Consider the following 17,661-nt stretch of genomic DNA (forward strand, 5'->3'; position numbering starts at 1 on the left):
AGAAATGAAAAAAATCGGATTTAAATTACTTAAAAAACTTTCAATGTTAAGTTTTGGAATAGCAGTATTATCAGCAAATAGTGCAAGTACGTGGTTTATCCATCAACCGAAAGAACCAAAAGAATTAGAACAATTAAAGAAAAGAAAGTAAGTAAATCTCCCGTTAAGCAAGGGAGGTTTTTTGTATTTAAGGAGATCGTATGTTTGTTTATCTAGCAAATAAAATAACAATGGTATTAATTAATTATGAAATAATAGGAAAAGAAGATGAAGAAATTTATCGATATGGATTTGAGATGTTAATTTATTTTATTGTTAACCTTTCAATAGCAGTATTTATTGGGATTCTTTTTCACAAATTTATTCACACACTTTTATTTTTAGGGTGTTATTGTACCATAAGGCAGTTTACAGGGGGCTATCACGCAAATAGTTATACAAAGTGTACATTGATATTTACTATAATTTATTTAGTCACAGTTTTGTTGACGAATAATCTTGAGGTGGATAAGATGAAAATTCCATTACTCATTTTATTAATTATTAGCCTCATTATTATTTATCGATTTGCCCCATTAGACCATCGAAATAAACCATTGAGTGAAGAAGAGAAGAAACAGTATAAAAATGTGGCGATCAACTTAGTAAAAGTGATAGGTATGCTGATTGGAATTACCCTGATACTTGATATTTTTACAACTTATATTTTTTATCCGGTATGTGCGATAATTTGGATAGCTATCTTATTAGTTTTAGGGCGGTATAAAAAATAAAATATTAGCTTCCATTATAAAAGGTTATTGACATAAAATATAATTATTTTATAGTTAAAACCGGTATTACTGTTTACCTTTAGATTTTTATCAAATAGATAATTGTAATTTCTTTGTTAAAACAAATATCATTGCTAGTGATGGAGCAAATATTGAATTGTGTAAGTCATAAAATTAAAGTTTTTTATAGTTCTTTATTATTAAAATAGTGTTAAATGATCTCATTTTGACTAAATAGCTACAGTTAACGACCAGTTAGCACATCTATATTACAATATAAGACTATCTTGTGGTAAATTTTTCTTGCGTTGAATTTAAAGGTGCAAGAAAAGACATATAGAGGAGAGTATGAGAGAATGAAAAAACAAGTAATCGCACTAACATGTATTGCAGCACTAGGCTTAGGAATCGGGAGTCAATCTGCTTTAGCTTCATATGATTCATCATCAGCTACAAGTGGGACTGTCGCTTTAACAGAGACTACAAAAGATGCACGTGTTACGACAGATGTTGGAGGAGGGAAATGGGATTACGGATCAACACTAACTATTAGTTTAAAGAAAAAAACTCATTCTAATTATTTCCATGAAACTAAAAAGCATGGGTCATCTGCTAAGGTAGGATCAGGATCTACATGGTCATATAGTGGAGATACTAAAGCAGCAGTATGGTCAAAAGCTAGTGCAACTGGAGAAAGATCTGCTACAGGATATGCACAATGGAATCTTGTAGATTAAAGAATATTTTAAGCAAACTGTGTAATTTACATAGTTTGCTTTTTATGATGAAGAGGTTTTAATATAGTTTGATGGAGTTATTAGGAGGAAGTTTTAGTGAGAATGTTAGTGAGCTTATTTATTTGTCTTATCTCAATTTTCTCATTCAGTGTAGTAGAAAATCGAGTAAATGTTAAGCAAATGAATAATGTTAGAAGTGTAGAATATCGAATAGGTCAAGCATTTGAAATACCAGATAGTGTAGAACTAAGTGATCCAGAGAGAATATATCCTTGTTTGGAGAGAATTGCAAACGAACTTCAGGTTAATTTTTTTAGACAGCAATTTGTTGTCGATGAAGATAATCAGTTAGAAATTAGAAAATATGCACTTATTACGTCAGATACGGAATTTTTTAATTATTTCCAAATTATCGATCAAAAGGATCAATTAGAACAATTAGATGAGAATGAGTACTTATCAACACAAAAATCGAATGATACCAATCAAATCGGAACAATTAAAAATAAAGAACAAGTATATGTGGGGCACTTAAAACAGCTATACAATAGTTCCCGTGTTAAAGGAATTTATTTTGTCGAACTACCGATTGGATTATCATATGATATGTTTCTCCAAACGATGGTAGAGGAATTGAATCAGACACTCCATACGAATTTTGTTGCGGATGATTTTAGATTAACAGAACCTTATGTTCCTGATTATATAAATGAAGATGAGTTTTTAGAGATCTTCGAAATTATATTAGTTGTTGTAACGATTGTTTTAATTGTTTATATGATTTTAAATCAATCAAGGAAAATTGGTATTTATAATTTATTTGGATTCTCTAATATTAAAATATGGTTAAAGATAGTTCATTTGCATCTGACAGGAGTTTTTTTATTGAGTACCGTGTTGCTTCTTATTTTTGCACTTATTCGTGAAAATGATAATGAATTTATACTGCGCTTTTTACAAAAGCAATTAGTAACTTATGTCATACTCACATTGATTTCGGTAGTTCCGTTAGGGGTTATTGCATCGACGAATATCTATCTTAATTTGAAAAATAAAGAATATAGTCAATCTATATTTGTATTTAATAGTATTATAAAGGGATTCTTAACTTATGTTATGATTGCAATTGGTGTTTCTTCTTTTACGAATATACAATCGTCATATCATTATTTATCTTCACTAAAAAATTGGGAAAAAGGAAATAGTTATGGTGTCTTTTATCCTTTACTTGGAGGAGATAATGATACGAATGAAGATATGATTAAATCATTAGTGACAGCCAGTACAGAATTATATCATGAGTTAAACAGTCAAGGGGCTATATTAATCAATGCTAGAGATTATGAAGAGGATTCCCTGATTTTAAATCAAGATTATAAAGGAATATTTAGTATTCGAGTTAATCCAAATTATTTGAAAGAATTTCCTCTTTATGATGAGTTAGGAAACCAAGTGGTAATAGATGAGCAGACTAAGGATCGAATTTTACTAGTTCAAGCTCAATATAAGGAATTCGAACGGGAAATATTAGATTTCTTCGAGGAAAATCAATGGTTAACTTATGAATTTGATCAAAATAACTTTTCAAAAGAAACATCTTTTGAACCTAAGGAGATAAAGATTATTTGGTTAAAAAATAATCAATCCATTTTTAGTTTTAATCCAGATGTGTATAAAGAAGAAAATAATATGATTTCTGATACAATAGTCGAAGTGATAACTGAATATAACTCTTTTCCAACGGAAAGGTGGGGGATTTTAGGAGGAGGGAGTACTGATCCATTAAAAGTTAAATTAATAGACAATGATCCACAAGTAACAATGGAAAATTTAACACCTTTGTTAAAAGAGTTAAATTTAGATAGTCAACTGAAGTACTTAGTTCCAGCTAATGAACTAGCATTAGACAAGGTAAAAGAATTACAAGAGGAATTAAAGGTTTATGGAGGCATCTTTTTAATTGATTTATTAATTTTCTCGATTCTTCTTCTTCAAAATATAAGCATTCATTTTAATAAGTATAAGAAAGAAATCGTAGTTAAAAGATTATATGGTTTCGGATATGTCAAAGCTTACCGAAAGTATTGGACTATTTTTTTAATTAATTGGGTAATATTGTTACTAATATCTGTTGCTAGTTTAGGAGCAGGAGCGATATTTATAGTGATAGGGATCCTTTTAATAGAAGCTTTTTACTCATTAATGGGATTAAACATTTTAGAAAAAAGAAATAAGTTATACGTTATTAAAGGAGAATAATATAAATGCAAAGAATATGCAGTTTGCAAAATATTGATAAATCATATGAAAAAAAACAGGTCTTAAATCAATTTAATCTTGATATTTATCAAGGTGAAATGGTGGCTATCGTTGGAAAGAGTGGTGTTGGAAAAACAACTGTACTCAATATCCTAGGATTATTAGAAAAGCCAGATAGTGGTTGTGTGAATTTATTTGAACAAGATATGAGTAAGATTAAATTAAGTCAGGTTAATCAATTACTTCGCTATAAGATTTCTTATTTGTTTCAAAATTATGCGTTAATTGAAAATGAAACAATTTCTAAAAATTTAGATGTAGCATTGGCATATGTTAATAAGAGTAAACGCGAGAAACAAAAGATGAAAGAAGAAGCATTAAAAAAAGTTGGCTTAGATGTGGATGTTAATGATAAAATATATACCTTATCTGGTGGGCAACAACAGCGAGTAGCGATTGCTCGTCTATTATTAAAACCTTGTGATTTAATTTTAGCAGATGAGCCAACTGGATCATTAGATGCTGAAACCAGAGATGATATATTAGGTCTTTTAACTGCTCTCAATAAAGAAGGAAAAACAATCGTTATTGTGACACATGACGATACTATTTCTATGAGATGTCACAAAACTATAAATTTATAATAACCTAAAAAAGTGCTCACTGTATTTATAAGAATATTATACTGTGCCCTTTTTAGATTATAAAGCGGGTAAAGTGATTCTTTTTGCCAAGTTATACTGAGATAAATATACGGCTATTGTGTGATAAAGTATTTGAATTAAATCAGGGAAGGTTGGTTTAATTCAAACTATAAATGTAATAACTGAATTTATAAAAATATATTATATACCTGAATAGTCGGAATTTATTTAGGAGGTAATAATATATGGCGAATGTCGAATGTCGCAAAACGTATTAATATTGTATCAATTAAAATGGTAAAGGAGTCTAGCTTCCTTTTAGTAAAAGTGATAGGTATGCTGATTGGAATTACCCTGATACTTGATATTTTTACAACTTATATTTTTTATCCGGTATGTGCGATAATTTGGATAGCTATCTTATTAGTTGTAGGACGGTATAAAAAATAAAATATTAGCTTCCATTATAAAAGGTTATTGACATAAAATATAATTATTTTATACTATTAATGTGCAAAACTACTTCCAATTAATTTCCAGTTATAAAATACCAATGCAAAAAGAAAAAACATTAACTCAAATCCTTGTATAATTAAGTCTCGCACAACCAATTAACAAGGAGGAATTGAGTTAATGTTCATGGAAGGTATTATATCAGATTCTCATTCAATTTTCAAATTTTTAAAAGGGCTAGACTTAGACTTATTTCTATCGAAACCACAGTTTAGGCATCTTAACCATTTCCTAAATTTGATGATTAGTGAAACTTATACGGGCAAAATCTCTGCCGTTAAGCATTGTCATCGGACAACTTTTGGACGATTTTTAAATGATAGTTCCTGGGATGATGAGATGATTTCTAATCAAATTCAATCCTATCTTCTATCTTGCATTTACAATCGTTCACATCAAACAGGAAAACCTATTTACGTATTAGTAGATGATACAACATGTGTTAAAACTAAGCCCTCGTCACAGGCGACTTATCCTATTCAAGGATGTGGTTGGCACTACTCTCATCTTCATCATCAATACGTCTATGGCCATCAATTTGTTACCCTGATGCTTCAATGTGATGACGTCACCTTACCGTATCAAATCATTCCGTATGAGAAAGATAAACAGAGTAAAATTGAACTCGTTAAGGAGATTCTCACCACTTTACCTAAACCGCCTCATAAAGGATACATCCTAGCTGATAGTTGGTATACTTGTGAAACCTTATTCCAAATCGCTAATCAATTAGGCTTTTATTACTTAGGAGGAATCAAAACCAATCGAATCATTCTTCCGAAAGGCTATCGTCCGAAAGGGATTCAACTTAAATCATTTGCGAACACCTTATCCCTCAAAGATCTCGACTTAGTCACAGTTGGATCAGAGACCTATTATACTTATACATATGAGGGTCGAGTGAGAGGTGGCCATGTCGTCAAAATCATTTTGAGTTGGCCACAAAAGGCTCCACTTGAAGAAAAAGCCTTACGTTGTTTTATGAGTCATGATTTAAAATTGTCTGCTAAACAAATTCTTAAGCACTACACGAAACGTTGGCCCATTGAAATATTCTTTCGTGAAACGAAACAAAACTTTGGATTGGCTCGTTACCAAGTTCGAACATTAAAAGGGATTAAACGTTTGATGTTAATGATTCAATTCGTTTACCTGTATCTAAAGCGTGTAACTAAGACAGGGGATTGTATTGGCGAGAGTTTGCGCGAATGCCAACGAAAACAAAAACAGGAATTAGTTAAGTTCATTTACATCAAAGCGCAAACCGGAGTAGGGTTAAATACCATTTTTGAAGAATTGAAAATTGCATAGAATCAGTGTATTTTCACCACATGGAAAATTTTTCTTAAAAACTGCACGTTAATAGTTTTATAGTTAAAACAAATATAATTGCTAGTGATGGAGCAAATATTGAATTGTGTAAGTCATAAAATTAAAGTTTTTTATAGTTCTTTATTATTAAAATAGTGTTAAATGATCTCATTTTGACTAAATAGCTACAGTTAACGACCAGTTAGCACATCTATATTGCAATATAAGACTATCTTGTGGTAAATTTTTCTTGCGTTGAATTTAAAGGTGCAAGAAAAGACATATAGAGGAGATGAACCTTCAAAGTTTACTTGTAAATAGTTTTGAAGCTCTGATGACCTCACTAGAAATTTATATGATTGAGATAAAAAAAGGGGGAAATGAAAATGAAATTCACAAAAATCGGAAAAACAGTAACTGCATTAGCAATCATCGGAGGAATAATGATGACAACTCCTAAAACTGAAGTAGAGGCATCATCTTTAGAAGGACGAGCTGCTCAGACGTACACAGCATACTCTCTAGGTCCATTAGGGAGAAATAACTACACAAATTATCATGTGAAAACAACTAGTGATCAATATATTCTTAACCGAGTAACAGCTATTGATAATGCATCATCTGCTAAATTTTGGGCGCAAACTGATTCAGCTAAGACAATTTCAAGCACTTATACTCAGCGAGTAAGTACAAGTAATACACAAATTAACTTCACTAAATCAATTTCTAAAGGTGATAACGTTAGATTAGCTATGCAAAATTCCAATAGTTTAGCAACCTATTACGGATTTGTAAGTGGTAGCGTGGATTTTAGATAACATAGGACGTAGGAATTTAGAGAAAAAGTAAAGACTCAAAGGAAACAAGTGATGTATAATTTGCATCGCTTGTTTTTATAATACACTCAACTTTCGCACAACGAAAATCTAATATCCCCTTGATGTAATTAAGGCTCGCCTTGCAAGGTGAGTTAGAAACTTTACGATTAAAATATTTAGATTGAAGTCAGGTTCCGTGATTAAACATAAAAAAAAATCAACGTAAAGCGGTAAAGGCAAGAGAAGTCTTTCATTTTTTTTATATTCCCTTATCGTAAATGAAATCTTATTTTTAATTCAGCGAAAGTGTCTTTTATTTCTTTAGGTAAAAGCATAAATTCTTTTTTAAATGGTGGTAAACAAAGGATAACAACCTTTTCAGTGGTGATTAACTGCAAAAGTTGAGTAATAGATAATAAATTATATTTTAGGGAGGCGTAATTATGTTAGGATTATATCTTAATGAGTTGAAGAAAGGGATTAATCGAATTGAATTTAGATTTATTTGGATTATGTTTCTTGTTTTATGTATTTCAGCTTTTTTTGTGAATTGTTTGGAGTTTTACGGAGCATCTTTTTCCTTTATTAGAAAAGCTAGTCAAATGAATATAATAACAAGTAGTTATAGTACCTATTTTTTAAGTCTAGTTACTGTCTTATTACCGTTATTATCGGGTTTTCTTTATTCAGATAATCTCGCGTTAGAAAAAAATGGAGGGACTTTATCACTACTATTAACAAGGACTTCATTAAAGAAAATAATGCTCTCTAAAATTTTTGCTGTATTGACAATTCCTTTCGTTATTTCTTTTTTTAGTTTAAACGTAAATATTCTTTTAACTTATTTTGCTTTTCCTAATTTTGGTGGTGATAATGTTCTTAACCTTCCAGCATATGATATTGGAATCCAACAATATTCTCCACTTTATGCATTTGATCTGTTGAGGTTGAATTCAGAATGGGGGTATACGTATATCTATGTGTTTTTAATCAGTCTATTTGCGAGTATACTTTCATTGTTTAGTTTTGCTGTCGTTAACTTTATAAATAAAAACTGTTACTTAACTATTATTGGAATCTTTATTGTATTCGTTATTATCGGAATGGTTTTAGGCTTGTTAGGGCTAGGTAATCTTAGTTGGCATGTAGCTTTTAATTCGAATGCACTAGGAAGTGCTTTGACTCCTTTTATATGGCTATTAGGTTTAAGTATGATCGCAATTGGGCTTATTATAGCTTACTCTAAGAAGATGGAGTTGATCGAGTAATGGGGTTTGAAAAAGGGTTATTAAAACAAGTTTGGATGGGGAGATTCGGTAAAATATTTTTAATGTTAAGTATTATGTTATCTGGACTTTATTTTCTCTTTGTTTTTAGAAACGATGGGGAATTGCTTGTTCGAATAAAAACACTATATTCCATCCAAACACACTTACTCATCACAAGCTGTTTAATTTTCCCATTATTTTTAATGGTATTAGGGTGGTTTTGGAATCAATATATAAATATCACAGTTCTTCTACGATATAGAGATGCTAAGAAAAAATTAGATAAACAATTTAAATTAATACTAATCAATTCTCTTTTATTTGTTGCTTTAATGAATCTGCCATTTTTTCTCTTAAGTATTGGGCTTGTGATCTATGAGCAATCTTTTTCTTTTTTTATTTTCATACTATTATCCATATGTATTCAAATTATTGGCTTTAATTTAATAGGAAATTTACAATTACTTATTCAGTTGAAATCTAGTAATTCGATTATTTCATTTCTAGTTGTTATAGTCTTTCTTCAGATTCCAGAAGTTATAGGAGATATTCTTCATCTCCCTATCTATTCAATGAGTAATTATATCTATTTGAATAACTGGCTTTTGCCAGATGCATACATGTTCAGTAATTTAATGGCAATATTGGTTATAAGCCTCCTTTGGCTATTAATATTGTGTATCTTAAAATTAGTAAATCATAGGAGGGGAGGCGTATGCAGATGAAAAAAATTTTTTATAAAAGGTTTAATATGATAACTAACAAAAAATTAATAATTAATTCTCTTCTTTGTTCGATAGTATTAACATTATATGGATATTTACTTCGATATCATCAAAATAATATGACAATATTTGAAGCAACAATCGTTACTTTCAATTTTTTAGAATTTGATTTGTTGCGAACAATTATCCCGATATTTGTTTTTTCATTGCCGTTTATATCGTTTATCTCGTTTAGTGGTGATATGATTTATCGTGAATTTTTTGAGAGGGGGGGAATATTATTAACGAGGATTCAACATAAAAAACTTTGGTTCGCTAAAATGATGGGTGAATTATCAAAAGAAAGTGCTTTATTTTGTTTCATTTTAATAATTACCACCGCAGTTATTCATTTATTTTTAGGGTATAACTTTGAATTTCATTTTTTTCGCGAAACTGTATTTCTTGGTTTTCTTTTATTACTATTTTTCATCATGATGGCAACTCTTTCAAACATTGTTTGTTTTTTAACAAAGAGTAGTTTAGGGGGGATAGTCGCCATAGCTTTGTTTTATGCCTCTATCTTTATCGTGGCATATATTTATGAATGGCATTCTTCGTTGTTATTTATGATAAAATGGCTACCTGTCTCACAAATAATCATTTCATGGCATTCTGAATTAACAGTATTAAATAATGTTAGTTTCACATTAGGCTTTTCCTATTTATACTTGTTGATTAGTGTATCTGTTTTAAGTGGTGTTTTATATAAAATTTTTGAAAAAGCAGAAAATTATTAAACGATCTTTATGTAAAATCAATTGAATAATATATTCTCTATTGGGGTGACAATTATGAAGAAAGTAATTTTAAATAATGTTTCTAAAAAAATTGGAAATGATGAAGTGCTAAAAAATATTTCCGCTGAATTTGAGTCCGGAAAGATTTATGGTATTTTTGGAAGGAATGGTTCCGGTAAAACCATGTTATTTCGTGCCATTTGTGGATTGATAAAAATAACAGAGGGGGATATTTGTTTCGATAATATCAGACTACATCAGGATGTCTCGTATGCTCCGAATGTAGGAGTAATAATTGAAACACCAGCGTTTTGGAAGCAGTTTAGTGGTTTTGAAAATTTAAAAATGTTAGCAAATATTCAAAGAAAAATAACGGATGTTGAAATAGAGGAATCACTGCGACGAGTTGGGCTTGATCCTAATGATAAGCGTCCCGTAAAAAAATATTCCTTGGGGATGAAACAAAGACTAGCAATTGCTCAAGGAATTATGGAAAAGCCTGATTTAATTGTATTTGATGAGCCAACAAATGCATTAGATGAAGAGGCTGTGAATTTATTAAGACAAATTCTTATAGAGGAAAAAGAACGTGGTGCTACTGTATTAATTGCGAGTCACAATAAAGATGACATAAGGTTATTGTCAGATGTTTTTATGAAAATGGAAAGTGGAAGGCTGTCAGAGGTGATGACGTATGAATAAAGGAACAAAAATACTTGTTTTCATTACCGTTACATTAATCGGATTTAGCTTTGTTTTTGGTTTTATGACTAGAAACTCCCTTGATTTGAATAATAAAATTTTAGATTTTGATGAATTTAGGCATTTTTATTTTGAAAATCCTTCTTCTCCTACTTCTGAGTTTGATACTACTTATTTTAATGAAGACATTCAAACGATAGAGGATCTGGAATCAAAAGCAGATTTAATTGTTATCGTGACTAACGTTAAAGAGAGAGAATTAGTGAAGCAAGCAACAAAAACTACCCTAGAAATTGATGAGGTTTTAAAGGGAGACCTTAAATCAGGAGATGAAATTATTCTTTATGAACCTGCTTACTTTATAAAATGGATTGATGATCATAAAAATGGATATTTTAATTCATCAGGATATCAATTAATTCAGGACGGAAGTAAATATATATTATTTTTGAGTCATTTAAAGGCACCAAATGGTTATCATTGGTCGGCGGAAGAGAAGCGTTCATTTTTACCAGTTTCGCAACTCTACTCTAAATACCCATTAAATGATGATATGAATCTTGAAGCAAGATTAATGGACATGGACCAACTTTGGGAGACATGGGGGCAGGTACAATATTTTGAAGTTTTAACGGATGATGATGAAATTCTTAATCATTACATAAGCTTAAAAAATCAGGTTCTGGCTAAATATTCAGAGAGCTAACACGCTAATATAAGCATAGAATGGAGTTAATTTCCCTTTTCTGTTAACCTCAAGTGATCAATGTTGAGGTGAAATGCGTCATCACTAGCATATAAAAAAATTCATTAATGGAGGCTTTATTAGATGAACCTTATCGAAGATTTTTTAAAAATATTAAGTAGTACTTGTGTAGTTCTTTTAGTAATAGTATTACTTATTGTAATTTATCGAGTATTCAAAATAGGAATTTTATTATTATTGGATAAATTTTTAAAAAAATAATTATTTTAACTAATATTATAACAATTAGAGATATGATACAATTCTAAAAATGGTTTAAAATAAAATATAACCATATATTATCTCTTTGAATAGTGAATCAGGAGGTAATATACATGTCGAATGTTGCAAAACGTATTAATATCGTATCTATTAAAATGGTAAAGGAGTCTAGCTTCCTTTATCAAACACGTAAAATTTCATCACCTAATGATGCATATGAAATGATTAAAGATCAACTAGAAGGATTAGATCGTGAGCAATTCATCATTGCTTGTTTGAATACAAAGAATGAACCCACTAATATTTCAGTGGTAGCAGTTGGAACACTCAATAAGGCGATTGTTCATCCAAGAGAAGTCTTTAAAACAGCCATCCTATCCAATGCAGCGAGCATTATGGCTTTTCATAATCATCCATCAGGAAATGCCGAACCCTCACAACAAGATATTCAACTAACCCATCGCTTAGTTGAAGCAGGTGAGTTACTTGGCATCAAGCTATTAGATCATCTCATTATAGGAGATGGAACATTTACATCATTAAAAGAAAAAGGTTATTTATAAAGAGCTAAGTGATTAGATTAACGTCACTTAGCTCTTTTCTTATGCCATCACTAATAGGAGGTAGAAACTATGAGTCATAAAATAACAGTATGTATAACGGAAACTTTACAACGTCTGATTGAAGTAGATGTTGATGAGATGGATTTTGATCCAATTGAATATGTCAGAGATCAATATCTTGATGAAGAAATTATCTTAGATTCATCAGATTTAGTTGATACTGAATTTACCATCTGTGACTAATACAAACCGAATGACACTAGATAGACCATCAAGCTATCTAGTGTTTTTTATTTGTACAACGAAAGGAGTAATGATTGATGTTAACAAAATGGATCAATGTAAAAGAATTAGTTCGCTTAGGATTAGATGAGGATAAATCGTTAGGAATAATGAGATTGGATTATTGTGGGTCAAAATCAAATGAAGTCTGTAATCAATGGTTTCCATCTCAACAAATGAATCAAGTGTTGATGGAGTATCCAATTTCCATTCAACAGTTACAGCAGGAATTGAATGACTTAATCTTCAATCAATTAGATGTCTTTGATAAAGTCATTGAAAAATGTGGTGGTGAGGGTTACAAGCATGAGGAAACGTTCAAGGTAGAAAGTGAATCTTTCAATTTCTTTATTCGATTGAAACCTGTTCAAGATGATTATAGTCATCTATTTGTGTATGCAAAGTAGGAGGTTAGTTATGATTACAACTCGTTCAAGCGTCAGAACAGAGGTGGTTTATTCAGATGATATGAATCATCGATTGATTTTGAAAAAGGATTGGTCGAGAGATAAGGAAAAGTTAAAGTGTACGATTATCATGATTAATCCATCAACAGCTGATGAAATAGAAATGGATCGTACGACCATGAATATCATCAATAATTTGAAACGATTGAATTATACTTCAGTTGATATCTGTAACTTATTTTCCTATATTACACCTAAATTAAGGATGGGTGATTCATTAGATGAGTTGTTACATCCTGAAAATGATATCTATATTGAGAAGTCAGCATTGAAATGTGATTCATTGATTATCGCATGGGGATCATTTGGTGATGGAAGTAAAAAGATGATGAAAAGACAAGAGGAATTGTTAGAGAAGTTGAAACCATTCAAAGATAAGACTTTCTATATAAGCGATCAATATGGAGTTAAAATGTATCACCCTTTATCCCCTAAGGCAGCAACGTGGAATTTAGTAGATTGGAAAAATTAGTAGAACATCAATGGATATTAATCATTATTGATAGATATTAATGACTATTAATAAATCGGTGAACCTCTATTCTTTCTGTAAGGATAGAGGTTTTTATATGAGGAGGAAATTAAATGAAACTATTAAATGTCAGTCAGTTATCACAAAAGAATTGATCGTTTAACACAAGTATAAAATAAAAAAGATTAATCTCAATTTAGTATTAGATCCTACTATACTCAGATTAATCTTTTTCTTTATCTTCAATTTTCTGCAACAGTTGTGTACGTGGATATTCTGGTGGAGATGGGGCGTTCCGGTTAGTATCCACGTCCCATCTTCATTGATGTTTAAAATTATTGGTTTAAGTAGTGTTAAATTTCCAGTTGAAGATTATTAAGATCAATATGAAAGTTATATTTTTTTATAAATTCATTTAGTCCTTTATAAAAAGAAGTAGGTCTATTTTGCATTTTAAATAAGAAAAGAGCATCTATTAGATATTGGGTTGCTTGTTCTGAATTATTAGATACTTGTTCATAAATGGCAAGATTGCAGTAAAGAAAGGGCAATTTAGTCAAATTGAAATGTCTATTACAATACTCGATTCCTTTTAAAGAATAAAATTTAGAACGTTCGTATTGTTTGGTTTTAAGTAAGATGTTTCCCAGTGAATAACAATAGTTAGGTATTAAAGAAAAGTCGTTCAAAAGAATATGATCTTCAAGATAGGCTATTAATTGTTTATAAATTAAAATAGCTTGAGAATATTTTTCGAGTTTCATATAGCAGAGGCAAATATCATGTACCAAATCTAGTTGTTCAATCGTTAATAGAGTTAAATTTGGCTGTTCAATTGAAAACATCGGTTGTAAGAGGTTGATTGCCTTAATGAATAAATCAATTGCATATATATAATTTTGATTTTGATTCGCTTCATAAATTCCTTGCATCCAAAGTAAGATAAATTGAACATTTATATCAGAATCTATTTCTTGAGATTGGTAGGAAATATAAAGCTTTTTAATTTCATGATAGTTTCTAGTTGCTCGGAATTCATGAAATTGTTTATGTAGCTTTAAATACTCTTCAGGATTCTTCAATGAGCTATGAATTTGTAACTCGTTTAAACTAATATTTAATTTTTGAGATAACTGGAGGATTAAATCATAATTCGGTTTTCTTTTTCCATTACACATTTTAGAAAAGTTAGAATAATCACAAATTCCGTCAATAAGTTGAGATTTATTCATTCCTATGGATGTAGCTTTTTTTAATATATATTCTAATGCCTGGTTATAGTCAAAGTTATAAATCATATTATCCCCCCGTATTATTCTTTTAAAAAGGTAAAATATGGTCAGAATGACCAAGAATAATTATTTAAATTATTATATCATATTGGTTGTAAGAGGAGGAATGAATAATGATAAAAAAAATCTCTATTTTATTAGTGTTAATATCTATAATTAATACTGGTTTATATTTCTATAGTTTTACTAATAATGATAGTTTCAATGCTATTAGTGCTGAGGAGTGGCCAGGACATAATTGGTATTAAAAATAAAGTTTTAAAATTTATGAATATAATTTATATTCCGAGCTATGCGGAGTGCCAAGTAATGTACATAGTCTTCTAATTGAAGTACAGGCAACAAAATTAATTTAAGAACAAAAAGGGGGGATAATTGATGAAACTTAAGGAAGTAGTACGCTCACAGGAGCACACATGTTTTATGTTTTGTTAGAAAAATAAAGAAATAAAAAAGGAGGGATAGTTGATGAAACTTAAGGAAGTAGTACGCTCACAGGAGCACACATGTTTTATGTTTTGTTAGAAAAATAAAGAAATAAAAAAGGAGGAGAAATGAAGTTAAAACGAATCGTATATTCCTACTAATATGCATACGTTCGTTAATAAATTTCTCCTTTTAAATTTTACTTAGATTGAGTTTTTAGGGGGAATAGTAGTGTATTTAAAGAAACATCTAAATTTTATAGGTGATAGAAATAAAAGTGAGTTTTCCTGTCATATTCCAGGTAGTCTTGATTCAGATATGATTGTAGAATTAGACGATTTCGATAGAGTTTGGAGTTTTTTGGAGATAATTAGTAAGGATGATAATGAAAATGATTTGATTGAGTGGAAGGATCGTTATCAGGTAAAGCCAGAAGAGTTAGAAGAAATAGAGAATTTTTTAATTGATAATGATTTAGTATATACTAATGAGCAACGGTATGACGAGGAAAATCCAAGGAGATTAAACTTTTTAAATAATATAATCGGAGGACCTAATCGTTATACAATAGAGCAATTAATTGATTCTAAGCAAATTTTGATAATAGGTCTTGGAACGGTCGGAACAGCTGTTTTACGTTTATTATTGGGAATGGGATTTAAGCGATTTATTTTAATTGATGGTGATAGAGTAGAAAAGAAGAACCTTATGCACCAGTTTTACTTCGATAAACGAGATATAGGAAGAAAAAAAGTGGAGGTTATTATTGAAAAAATTAAGGAGTTATCTAATGAAGTAAGCATTAATATATATGATGAGTATATTAATACTTTTCAAGATTTAAAACCCATTATTAAAGAATATCGCATTGATTGTATTTTTTGCGCATTTGATAATTATTCATTGGAACTACTAAGTCAGTTGGAAGAATATACTTCTAAAAATAAGATACCTACTTACATTTCAGGTTATAATGTTGGAAAGACGGTTGCAAAAAAATTGGATAAAGAAGTAGTTAATGAAAGTAAGCCTCTTTTAAACGAAAATATTAAAACCATTTTTTCTAATTCAGGTGTAGGGTTTTTAGGGGATTTAGCAGCAATTTTAATGTTTCGATTATGGATGGAGGAACTGGTGGGGATTTTGAACCATCATACTAAAAAACTTGAAATAGATTTTTTTTCTTTATCAAATATTACAGAGAAAAATATTAAAATAAATGAAATACTTAATTATGATAATATATATGATAATGCACTAGTCAATAAGGAAATAAAAGAAAATATTATTATGCCTAGGATTTTAAATTATTATTTGGAGTATATAAAATTCGGTGATCCAAAAATTTTTGAAATTATAAAGAAATATAATGATCAGTTTAAATTAGAACTATTTGAAAATGAAGAATTAGAACAACAAAGGTATATGAATCAATTATCACAGTTTAAGATTACCTATCAAGATAAGGAATATAATATAATGGAATTTTCTAAGTTAATTTTAACAGTTTCAGATATTCCGACAGAGATAATAGACGCATATCTTCATCAGCAAGTTAAACTTTTTCCTCAAGCGATAGAAATTATTAAACATAAAAAGGAAAAATATTACAGCGATTATCAAATTATTTGGAATGAGAAAAGCAATTTTATTCGATTGATGAAGAAATGCATGCTAGAATTCTCAAAAATTCACTTAAATTATACTATCGATTATAATGAGTATAAACTTATACAAAATAAAGGTGAGATTGAAGATATCGACATAGTTTTAAATTCGTTGAAAAAGATAGATACCAAAGTTATAGGATATGATTTAAGTGGATATATAGATTATTGTAAGAGCCATAATTATTTACACGTAGGTCCTACTATAAAAAATACTTTATGTTTATATAATCCACGTTACAATAGTGTTAATATTAGCATACCATTTTCGTATAGTTGGGATAATGCAATATCTATTGCGCATGAAATAGGTCAAGGTTATTTTTACTCTTTTATTTCGTCTCGCGAAAAGCATAAATTGGGGGCACTAGTGAATAAAACTTTTGCATTCATTAATGAGTTTCTATTCGAGTTCACCATATTAGAAACTGGAATCAATCGAAAGGCGATAGTTGATTCAATAGTATATAAACTACAAAATGTTATTGTTAGACTATTTTCTTTAGATTTATATGAACAGAGAATTTTAAATTTAGATGAAATTACGTTAGAAAATATTGTTGAGGGAAGAAATCAATTAATTACAGAATCTTTTCCAAACTTTAAAATAATGAATGATAAATTTAGTCGATATAATCTAGTAATAAACCTAGATATGTTATTCGAAAAAAGGGATGTTTGTTTGTATCCCGAAGCGTTAGTGTATGGATTTTATATTGCTAAGGAAGTATATAGTACTGATGATGCTTTTTCAAGGTTTACATCTTGGTTAAGAAAAAAACCAATAGAGGATATAACAATAAGTAATTTATTAAGTCAAGTATTCGGTGTCACTTTAAATACTGAGTTTTATGAAATTATCATTGGTGAAATTATTGACTATGCTAAGATATTAAAAAATATTAGTTCAGAGTGTTCGACTGTGTAAGAAATATATATAGGAGGAGGATTTTTATCAAGGGATTTTTTAGGAACCGATTATGGTTAATATATGTA

18 protein-coding genes are annotated in these 17,661 nt (G+C 29.7%); 17 read left to right on the top strand and 1 reads right to left on the bottom strand.

The features are described 5' to 3' along the window. Positions 1 to 4 precede the first annotated feature (4 nt). The 16 genes from JRC48_RS12425 (at position 5) to JRC48_RS12500 (ending at position 13,280) form a co-directional block, all read left to right on the top strand. The gene (locus JRC48_RS12425; protein WP_082411241.1) at positions 5 to 151 is read left to right on the top strand and encodes a cyclic lactone autoinducer peptide; all 147 of its coding nucleotides are present in this window, start codon (positions 5 to 7) and stop codon (positions 149 to 151) included. Between the two features lie 49 nt (positions 152 to 200). Further along, positions 201 to 773, top strand: coding sequence for an accessory gene regulator B family protein (locus JRC48_RS12430; protein WP_235069804.1), 573 nt, complete (start codon positions 201 to 203; stop codon positions 771 to 773). A 356-nt stretch (positions 774 to 1,129) separates the two neighbouring features. Next, positions 1,130 to 1,510 carry a lactococcin 972 family bacteriocin gene (locus JRC48_RS12435; protein ID WP_235069805.1) on the top strand — a complete coding sequence of 127 codons (381 nt, stop codon included), beginning with the start codon at positions 1,130 to 1,132 and terminating at the stop codon, positions 1,508 to 1,510. A 102-nt stretch (positions 1,511 to 1,612) separates the two neighbouring features. Next, complete coding sequence (locus JRC48_RS12440; protein ID WP_235071073.1) at positions 1,613 to 3,769, top strand: DUF1430 domain-containing protein; 2,157 nt, start codon at positions 1,613 to 1,615, stop codon at positions 3,767 to 3,769. Between the two features lie 5 nt (positions 3,770 to 3,774). Further along, a complete protein-coding gene (locus JRC48_RS12445; protein ID WP_235069806.1) occupies positions 3,775 to 4,413 on the top strand; it encodes an ABC transporter ATP-binding protein in 639 nt (212 codons plus the stop codon). Between the two features lie 633 nt (positions 4,414 to 5,046). Then, positions 5,047 to 6,237, top strand: a complete 1,191-nt coding sequence (locus tag JRC48_RS12450; protein WP_235069807.1) for a transposase — start codon at positions 5,047 to 5,049, stop codon at positions 6,235 to 6,237. Positions 6,238 to 6,623: 386 nt separating this feature from the next. Further along, positions 6,624 to 7,055, top strand: a complete 432-nt coding sequence (locus JRC48_RS12455; protein ID WP_055305888.1) for a hypothetical protein — start codon at positions 6,624 to 6,626, stop codon at positions 7,053 to 7,055. A 443-nt stretch (positions 7,056 to 7,498) separates the two neighbouring features. Beyond that, on the top strand, positions 7,499 to 8,323 hold the full coding sequence (locus JRC48_RS12460; RefSeq protein ID WP_235069808.1) for a hypothetical protein: 825 nt from the start codon (positions 7,499 to 7,501) through the stop codon (positions 8,321 to 8,323). Further along, the gene (locus tag JRC48_RS12465; RefSeq protein WP_235069809.1) at positions 8,323 to 9,048 is read left to right on the top strand and encodes a hypothetical protein; all 726 of its coding nucleotides are present in this window, start codon (positions 8,323 to 8,325) and stop codon (positions 9,046 to 9,048) included. The genes JRC48_RS12460 and JRC48_RS12465 overlap by 1 nt, the downstream gene beginning before the upstream one ends. Next, a complete protein-coding gene (locus tag JRC48_RS12470) occupies positions 9,039 to 9,827 on the top strand; it encodes a hypothetical protein (protein ID WP_235069810.1) in 789 nt (262 codons plus the stop codon). The genes JRC48_RS12465 and JRC48_RS12470 overlap by 10 nt, the downstream gene beginning before the upstream one ends. Before the next feature lie 54 nt (positions 9,828 to 9,881). Beyond that, positions 9,882 to 10,529: an ATP-binding cassette domain-containing protein gene (locus JRC48_RS12475; RefSeq protein WP_235069811.1), complete on the top strand. Its 648-nt coding sequence runs from the start codon at positions 9,882 to 9,884 to the stop codon at positions 10,527 to 10,529. After that, positions 10,522 to 11,235, top strand: coding sequence for a hypothetical protein (locus tag JRC48_RS12480; RefSeq protein ID WP_235069812.1), 714 nt, complete (start codon positions 10,522 to 10,524; stop codon positions 11,233 to 11,235). Before JRC48_RS12475 ends, JRC48_RS12480 begins: the two co-directional genes overlap by 8 nt. Before the next feature lie 374 nt (positions 11,236 to 11,609). After that, complete coding sequence (locus JRC48_RS12485; RefSeq protein ID WP_235069813.1) at positions 11,610 to 12,059, top strand: RadC family protein; 450 nt, start codon at positions 11,610 to 11,612, stop codon at positions 12,057 to 12,059. Positions 12,060 to 12,128: 69 nt separating this feature from the next. Continuing rightward, entirely contained in the window at positions 12,129 to 12,302 is a 174-nt protein-coding gene (locus JRC48_RS12490) for a DpnD/PcfM family protein (protein WP_235069814.1), read from the top strand. A gap of 77 nt (positions 12,303 to 12,379) precedes the next feature. Continuing rightward, entirely contained in the window at positions 12,380 to 12,748 is a 369-nt protein-coding gene (locus JRC48_RS12495) for a hypothetical protein (RefSeq protein WP_235069815.1), read from the top strand. Between the two features lie 10 nt (positions 12,749 to 12,758). After that, positions 12,759 to 13,280: a DUF1643 domain-containing protein gene (locus JRC48_RS12500; protein WP_235069816.1), complete on the top strand. Its 522-nt coding sequence runs from the start codon at positions 12,759 to 12,761 to the stop codon at positions 13,278 to 13,280. 353 nt (positions 13,281 to 13,633) lie between these two features. On the opposite strand, the gene JRC48_RS12505 is transcribed toward JRC48_RS12500, so the two are convergent. After that, positions 13,634 to 14,578 carry a hypothetical protein gene (locus tag JRC48_RS12505; RefSeq protein WP_235069817.1) on the bottom strand — a complete coding sequence of 315 codons (945 nt, stop codon included), beginning with the start codon at positions 14,576 to 14,578 and terminating at the stop codon, positions 13,634 to 13,636. Between the two features lie 651 nt (positions 14,579 to 15,229). On the opposite strand from JRC48_RS12505, the gene JRC48_RS12510 reads away from it, so the two are divergent. Beyond that, positions 15,230 to 17,593 (top strand): ThiF family adenylyltransferase, encoded by a 2,364-nt coding sequence (locus tag JRC48_RS12510; protein ID WP_235069818.1) that lies wholly within the window; start codon positions 15,230 to 15,232, stop codon positions 17,591 to 17,593. Positions 17,594 to 17,661 lie beyond the last annotated feature (68 nt).

The sequence above is a fragment of the Turicibacter sp. TJ11 genome, from assembly GCF_021497505.1.
GTDB lineage: Bacteria > Bacillota_I > Bacilli_A > MOL361 > Turicibacteraceae > Turicibacter.

What these genes read in the sequence shown, in the direction of transcription:
- JRC48_RS12425 (WP_082411241.1), top strand. Translation starts at nt 5, where the DNA reads ATGAAAAAAATCGGATTTAAATTACTTAAAAAACTTTCAATGTTAAGT.
- JRC48_RS12430 (WP_235069804.1), top strand. Translation starts at nt 201, where the DNA reads ATGTTTGTTTATCTAGCAAATAAAATAACAATGGTATTAATTAATTAT.
- JRC48_RS12435 (WP_235069805.1), top strand. Translation starts at nt 1,130, where the DNA reads ATGAAAAAACAAGTAATCGCACTAACATGTATTGCAGCACTAGGCTTA.
- JRC48_RS12440 (WP_235071073.1), top strand. Translation starts at nt 1,613, where the DNA reads ATGTTAGTGAGCTTATTTATTTGTCTTATCTCAATTTTCTCATTCAGT.
- JRC48_RS12445 (WP_235069806.1), top strand. Translation starts at nt 3,775, where the DNA reads ATGCAAAGAATATGCAGTTTGCAAAATATTGATAAATCATATGAAAAA.
- JRC48_RS12450 (WP_235069807.1), top strand. Translation starts at nt 5,047, where the DNA reads ATGTTCATGGAAGGTATTATATCAGATTCTCATTCAATTTTCAAATTT.
- JRC48_RS12455 (WP_055305888.1), top strand. Translation starts at nt 6,624, where the DNA reads ATGAAATTCACAAAAATCGGAAAAACAGTAACTGCATTAGCAATCATC.
- JRC48_RS12460 (WP_235069808.1), top strand. Translation starts at nt 7,499, where the DNA reads ATGTTAGGATTATATCTTAATGAGTTGAAGAAAGGGATTAATCGAATT.
- JRC48_RS12465 (WP_235069809.1), top strand. Translation starts at nt 8,323, where the DNA reads ATGGGGTTTGAAAAAGGGTTATTAAAACAAGTTTGGATGGGGAGATTC.
- JRC48_RS12470 (WP_235069810.1), top strand. Translation starts at nt 9,039, where the DNA reads ATGCAGATGAAAAAAATTTTTTATAAAAGGTTTAATATGATAACTAAC.
- JRC48_RS12475 (WP_235069811.1), top strand. Translation starts at nt 9,882, where the DNA reads ATGAAGAAAGTAATTTTAAATAATGTTTCTAAAAAAATTGGAAATGAT.
- JRC48_RS12480 (WP_235069812.1), top strand. Translation starts at nt 10,522, where the DNA reads ATGAATAAAGGAACAAAAATACTTGTTTTCATTACCGTTACATTAATC.
- JRC48_RS12485 (WP_235069813.1), top strand. Translation starts at nt 11,610, where the DNA reads ATGTCGAATGTTGCAAAACGTATTAATATCGTATCTATTAAAATGGTA.
- JRC48_RS12490 (WP_235069814.1), top strand. Translation starts at nt 12,129, where the DNA reads ATGAGTCATAAAATAACAGTATGTATAACGGAAACTTTACAACGTCTG.
- JRC48_RS12495 (WP_235069815.1), top strand. Translation starts at nt 12,380, where the DNA reads ATGTTAACAAAATGGATCAATGTAAAAGAATTAGTTCGCTTAGGATTA.
- JRC48_RS12500 (WP_235069816.1), top strand. Translation starts at nt 12,759, where the DNA reads ATGATTACAACTCGTTCAAGCGTCAGAACAGAGGTGGTTTATTCAGAT.
- JRC48_RS12505 (WP_235069817.1), bottom strand. Translation starts at nt 14,578, where the DNA reads ATGATTTATAACTTTGACTATAACCAGGCATTAGAATATATATTAAAA.